This window comes from Mesorhizobium sp. M7A.F.Ca.ET.027.03.2.1 (genome assembly GCF_003999175.1).
In the GTDB taxonomy this organism is placed as follows: domain Bacteria; phylum Pseudomonadota; class Alphaproteobacteria; order Rhizobiales; family Rhizobiaceae; genus Mesorhizobium.
Genome location: NZ_RZOM01000358.1, coordinates 1 through 5,394, shown reverse-complemented (window position 1 = coordinate 5,394; position 5,394 = coordinate 1). Strand labels below are relative to the sequence as shown.

Annotated in this window: 5 protein-coding genes and 1 pseudogene; 5 read left to right on the top strand and 1 reads right to left on the bottom strand. The window is 63.1% G+C overall.

Annotated features, from left to right (window positions below; all coding sequences use genetic code 11):
• Both EN750_RS16955 and EN750_RS16950 read left to right on the top strand, forming a co-directional pair.
• On the top strand, positions 1-776 hold a 776-nt coding region (locus tag EN750_RS16955; RefSeq protein ID WP_145967725.1), incomplete at its 5' end, for an FAD-binding oxidoreductase.
• A gap of 262 nt (positions 777-1,038) precedes the next feature.
• Positions 1,039-1,875: an SH3 domain-containing protein gene (locus tag EN750_RS16950; protein WP_127397093.1), complete on the top strand. Its 837-nt coding sequence runs from the start codon at positions 1,039-1,041 to the stop codon at positions 1,873-1,875.
• Between the two features lie 12 nt (positions 1,876-1,887).
• Here the strand turns inward: EN750_RS16950 and EN750_RS16945 are convergent, their stop codons facing one another.
• Positions 1,888-2,634 (bottom strand): SDR family oxidoreductase, encoded by a 747-nt coding sequence (locus EN750_RS16945; protein ID WP_127397092.1) that lies wholly within the window; start codon positions 2,632-2,634, stop codon positions 1,888-1,890.
• 312 nt (positions 2,635-2,946) lie between these two features.
• Between EN750_RS16945 and zwf the strand changes: the two genes are divergently transcribed.
• From zwf to EN750_RS16930, 3 genes and pseudogenes are all read left to right on the top strand, one after another.
• Positions 2,947-4,416 (top strand): glucose-6-phosphate dehydrogenase, encoded by a 1,470-nt coding sequence (gene zwf / locus EN750_RS16940; RefSeq protein ID WP_127320684.1) that lies wholly within the window; start codon positions 2,947-2,949, stop codon positions 4,414-4,416.
• Positions 4,398-5,114, top strand: coding sequence for a 6-phosphogluconolactonase (gene pgl, locus EN750_RS16935; RefSeq protein ID WP_127320685.1), 717 nt, complete (start codon positions 4,398-4,400; stop codon positions 5,112-5,114). Before zwf ends, pgl begins: the two co-directional genes overlap by 19 nt.
• Positions 5,115-5,187: 73 nt before the next feature.
• Positions 5,188-5,394: pseudogene (locus tag EN750_RS16930) on the top strand (phosphogluconate dehydratase); the annotation flags it as partial.

Here is a 5,394-nt window from a genome sequence, read left to right as displayed (position 1 = left end):
GCTCGGCCGCCTATTCCGGCGGCACGCGCGACCCCGGCACCGGCCACATCCATCCGATGAAGCTGGTGATCGGCACGGCGCGGGTGGCAGCGCTTGCAGGCGCGCAGCTGTTCGAGGGGACGCCGTCGACCGGCATCATGTCCAGTGGCGGCAAGGTCAAGGTTTCGACACCGAGAGGGACGGTGACGGCCCAGAAATGCCTGATAGCGGTCAACGCCTATGGCGGCACGCTCGAGCCGGTGAGTGCCGCGCACATCATGCCCATCGGTTCCTTCATCGGCGCGACAGTGCCTCTGGGGGCAGAGTCAGATGTGCTGCCGGGCGGCGAGGCGGTCGACGATTCGCGCTTCGTCGTGCGCTATTTCCGCAGATCGAAGGACGGGCGGCTGCTGTTTGGCGGACGCGAGGTTTATGGCGTCAACGATCCGAAGGATATCCACATTCACATCCGCCGCCAGATCGCGGAACTCTACCCCGCACTCAGGGATGTCGAGATCACGCATGGGTGGGGCGGCTATGTCGGCATCACTGTGCCGAGAAAGCCTTTCGTGCGCGAAGTGATGCCCAATGTGATCTCGGCCGGCGGCTATTCCGGCCACGGCGTCATGCTGTCGAACTATTTCGGTAAACTCTATGCTGAAACCGTTGCCGGCAACCGCGACCGGCTGAAGCTGATCGAGGATCTGAAAATCCCGCCGTTCCCCGGCGGTCGGCGCTTCCGCACGCCGCTGCTGTTCCTGGCGCTCAACTGGTTTGCGTTGAGGGACAGGATCTAGCCGACCGACCTGATGTAATATTGTAATATTCATTGTAACATTTGTTGCCCGTGCGACGCATTGCGCAATTTCCCGCAAAGGCGCAGAATCCCCTATAATGGCGTAGTGATGCCACAATCGCAGGCGAAAGCTGCCGGTTCTGGGCGATTGTTCGGGGATTGTTGCGGGACTGCCCGCGTTGTTTTTGGGACCTATGCGGATCAGACGCCGGACTTCCGGCACCGACTGAAAGAACGTCGGCCCGCTTATGGAGGTGGCAAGAGTGAGAGAGCCCTTCAGTTTCGGTACGCCGGAACGTCGGCGCTTTGCCATGCAGTTCGGATACGACATGCGGCCGTCCTTCTGGCAGGAAGTCCGTTCGAACTCGCATCTGGTGATCGCCGCGATCGGCACCGCCGCGTTGCTTAGCGTCGCCGCCGTGGCGCTGTGGCTGGCATTGCCGGCCAGCGACAGGCAAGCGGCAGCGAGCCCCGAGCAGACAATTCCAACGGTTCCGGTGAAGACGACGAAAATAACCCCGGTTGGGGCCGCGGTCGCCGCGGCAGCCGTGCCTCAGGCGCGCAAGTCCGACGCAATTCCAACTACCGTGGCGGCCGCGCAAACCAACCTCCCCGCACTTGCCGCTAATGACCCGCGCTGGACCGGTTCGCAGCCGAAGGACGCAACCACGTCCGATTCGACCGCTCCCAAGGCAGCGGACAAGCAAGCGGCGGCATTCGCACAGCCGGCAGCCGCTACCGATGCCGCCACCGAACTTGCCAAGGTAGCCGCGCCCAGCGCAGCCGCGGGCAACCACCCCGACGGCGCACAAACCGCCGCCATCCCCGCGGTGCAGCCGCAATCGCCGGCTCAAGAGCCAGCGGCAGAGGGGGATGACAGCCAAGCCAAGGCGAAGCCAAGGAAAGCCGCAGCCGCCGGAACAGGGCGCATCCTGAGGGCCGTGACCATGCGAAGCGGCCCGAAGAAAAATGCCGCCGCCATCGGTACGGTGCCAGCCAAAACCTCGGTGCAGGTGAAGAGCTGCAAGCAATGGTGCCAGATCACCTACAACGGCAAGACCGGCTGGATCTACAAGAGTTACATCAAGACCGGCGCGTGACGCCTGGCACTTTCAGATGCAGCGGCCGCCATCGACCTCCAGCGCCACGCCGGTGATGAAGGCGGCTTCGTCCGAGGCCAGCCAGAGTGCGGCATTGGCGATGTCGAGCGGCGTCGAAAGCCGGCCGAGCGGGATCGATGCGCGGAACTTCTCGCGGATTTCGGGCGTGTCGGCGCCCATGAATTTCTCCAGCATGCCGGTCTCGCCCGCAACCGGGCAGAGGCAGTTGACGCGGACGTTCTTCGGCGCCAGTTCCACCGCCATCGATTTGGTGGCGGTGATCGCCCAGCCTTTCGACGCATTGTACCAGGTGAGGCCGGGCCGCGGCCGCAGACCCGCGGTGGAGGCTGTGTTTAGGATGACGCCGCCACCTTGCCGCTCCATGATCGGCACCACGGCGAGTGCCGCGTGATAGATCGCCTTCATGTTGACTGATGTGATCAGATCGAAGGTTTCCTCGTCGACATCGAGCATGTCGCCGTTGCGATGGGTGTAGCCGGCATTGTTGACCATGATGTCGATGCGGCCGAAGGCGCTTTTGGCGGCATAGACCATCTCGTCGAATTCGGAGCGCAGCGAAACATCCGTCTGGGTCCAGATCGCTGCTTCACCGATCTCGCCGGCGACGCGCTCCGCGCCCCTGGCGTTGAGATCGGCGACAACGATCTTGGCGCCCTCCTGCGCAAAGCGCCTGGCGATGCCCTCGCCAAAACCCGACGCAGCACCGGTGATGATCGCAACCTTGTTTTCCAGACGCATGTTTTTTCCGCTCACTATTGGTGACGATCAACGGGCACGTCATTGGCGCTCATCCGCGCAAAGCCACCGCTTCTGACTGGATTGGCCGAAAGATGTGGGTCCATCGCCGATTTCTCCTTTGGCTTTCGCGTCAATCCCGCTCTATGCTGCAACTGCGAAGGCTTCTGGAGCCGCGCCTTCGACAAGCCTCCGGGTCATCGGACTGTCAAGGGGCAGGCGCATACACCCATGTGACACCATGGCACTGGAAAATTTAAATCGATTAGATTATATCAGACGCGTCACAGCGACCGGCGTCAAAGCGGACAGACCATGACCAGCCAGATCATCCCCGTCGAGCCTTTCGACTTCATCATTTTCGGCGGCACCGGCGATCTGTCGGAACGCAAGCTTCTGCCGTCGCTCTATTATCGCCAGCGCGACCATCAGTTTTCGGAGCCGACACGCATCATCGGCACATCGCGCTCGAAAATGAGCGACGAAGAATTCCAGGCCTTCGCCAAACAGGCGATCTCCGAGCACGTCAAACCGGCCGACATCGACGCCAAGGAACTGAAGACTTTTCTGGCGCGACTATCCTACGTCTCGGCCGATGCGACGAGCGGCGCCGGCTTCGACAAGCTCAAGAAGGCGATCGGCGACAGCGACCGCATTCGAGCCTTCTACCTGGCGGTGGCGCCGGCGCTGTTCGGCGACATCTCGCACAAGCTGAAAGAGCACAATCTGATCACGCCGAACTCGCGCATCGTGCTGGAAAAGCCGATCGGCCGCGACCTCGATTCGGCACGTAAGCTCAACGACCTGGTCGGCGACGACTTCCACGAAAGCCAGATCTTCCGCATCGACCATTATCTCGGCAAGGAGACGGTGCAGAACCTGATGGCGCTGCGCTTCGCCAACGCGCTCTACGAGCCGTTGTGGAACTCAGCCCATATCGACCATGTCCAGATCACCGTGGCCGAGACCGTCGGTCTGGAGGACCGCGTCACCTATTACGACAAGGCCGGCGCGCTGCGCGACATGGTGCAGAACCATATGCTGCAGCTGCTGTGCCTCGTCGCCATGGAAGCGCCATCGTCGATGGATGCCGACGCCGTGCGCGACGAAAAGCTGAAGGTGCTGCGGGCACTGAAGCGCATCAACGGCAACGAGGCGCCAAAGCACACCGTGCGCGGGCAGTATCGCGCCGGGGCTTCGGCCGGCGGACCGGTGAAAGGCTATGTCGAGGAACTCGGCAAGGATAGCAACACCGAAACCTTCGTCGCCATCAAGGCCGAGATCGGCAATTGGCGCTGGTCGGGCGTTCCGTTCTATCTCCGCACCGGCAAACGGCTGGCGACGCGGGTTTCGGAAATCGTCATCGAATTCAAGCCGATCCCGCATTCGATCTTCGGCGACAGCGCCGGACCGATCTTCGCCAACCAGCTTGTCATCCGGCTGCAGCCGGACGAAGGCGTCAAGCAGTTCATCATGATCAAGGATCCGGGTCCGGGCGGCATGCGGCTGCGCCAGATCTCGCTCGACATGAGTTTCGCACAGTCCTTCGACGGCCGCGCACCGGACGCTTATGAGCGGCTGATCATGGACGTCATCCGTGGCAACCAGACCCTGTTCATGCGCCGTGACGAAGTCGAGGCGGCGTGGAAATGGATCGACCCGATCCAGAATGCCTGGGAAAGTGCCAGGCAGGAGGCGCAGGGCTACACGGCGGGCACTTGGGGCCCATCGGCCTCGATAGCACTGATCGAGCGTGACGGGCGGACATGGCACGAGAGCAATTGAACAGCGCCGCCTATGACTGGAACGGCTTCGCCGGGCGCCAGGAACTGGCGGCCGCCCTTGCCGGTCATGCTGCAGGCAGACTGACCAAGGCGATCGCCGAGCGCGGCACGGGGTTGCTCGCCGTCTCCGGCGGCACCACGCCGGCAAAATTCTTCGCCGCCCTTTCAGCGATACCCATCGCCTGGGACAAGGTGATCGTGACGCTGGTCGACGAGCGTTTCGTGCCGGCCTCCTCGCCACGCTCCAATGCCGGACTGGTGACCGCCAATCTGTTGCAGAACGCGGCCAAGGCGGCTCGTTTCGTGCCGCTCTATCACGAAGCCACCAGCATCGAGGATGCGGCATCGTCCGACGATGCAGCGCTCCGCTCCTTGCCCTGGCCGCTCGATGTCGTCGTGCTCGGCATGGGGCCGGACGGCCACACCGCCTCGTTCTTTCCCGATGCCGACGATCTGGCGACGCTGCTCGACCCGTCTTGCGACAGGATCGTGCTGCCCGTTCATGCGGCAAGTGCGGGCGAGCCGCGGCTGACCCTGTCGCTGGCGCGCATCGTCGAAGCCGGCTTCATCGCGCTGCACATAGAGGGTGAGGACAAGCGTATCGCCTTCGACGGCGCGGTGGCGCCCGGGCCGCGAAAGCCAATCCGTGCCGTGCTCGACGCAGCGCATAAGCCCGTAGAGGTTTTCTGGGCCCCCTGAATCTCGATTTACTCTGGTCCCGGCAAACGGCGGGAGGATGTTTCCGGGACCTCGCCTGAAAGGACCGACCGCCATGACCGCCAGACGCGACATCGAAGCCATCACCGAACGCATCCGCCAGCGCTCAAAGCCAGGCCGCGAGCGTTATCTCGGCCGCATCGCCGAGGCATCGAACCGCACCGCCAACCGGGCTGTGCTGTCGTGCGGCAATCTCGCCCACGGCTTTGCGGTGTGCAGCCCCTCGGAAAAGCTCGCGCTGGGCGCCGACAAGGTGCCGAAC

What these genes read in the sequence shown, in the direction of transcription:
- EN750_RS16945 (WP_127397092.1), bottom strand. Translation starts at nt 2,634, where the DNA reads ATGCGTCTGGAAAACAAGGTTGCGATCATCACCGGTGCTGCGTCGGGT.
- zwf (WP_127320684.1), top strand. Translation starts at nt 2,947, where the DNA reads ATGACCAGCCAGATCATCCCCGTCGAGCCTTTCGACTTCATCATTTTC.
- pgl (WP_127320685.1), top strand. Translation starts at nt 4,398, where the DNA reads ATGGCACGAGAGCAATTGAACAGCGCCGCCTATGACTGGAACGGCTTC.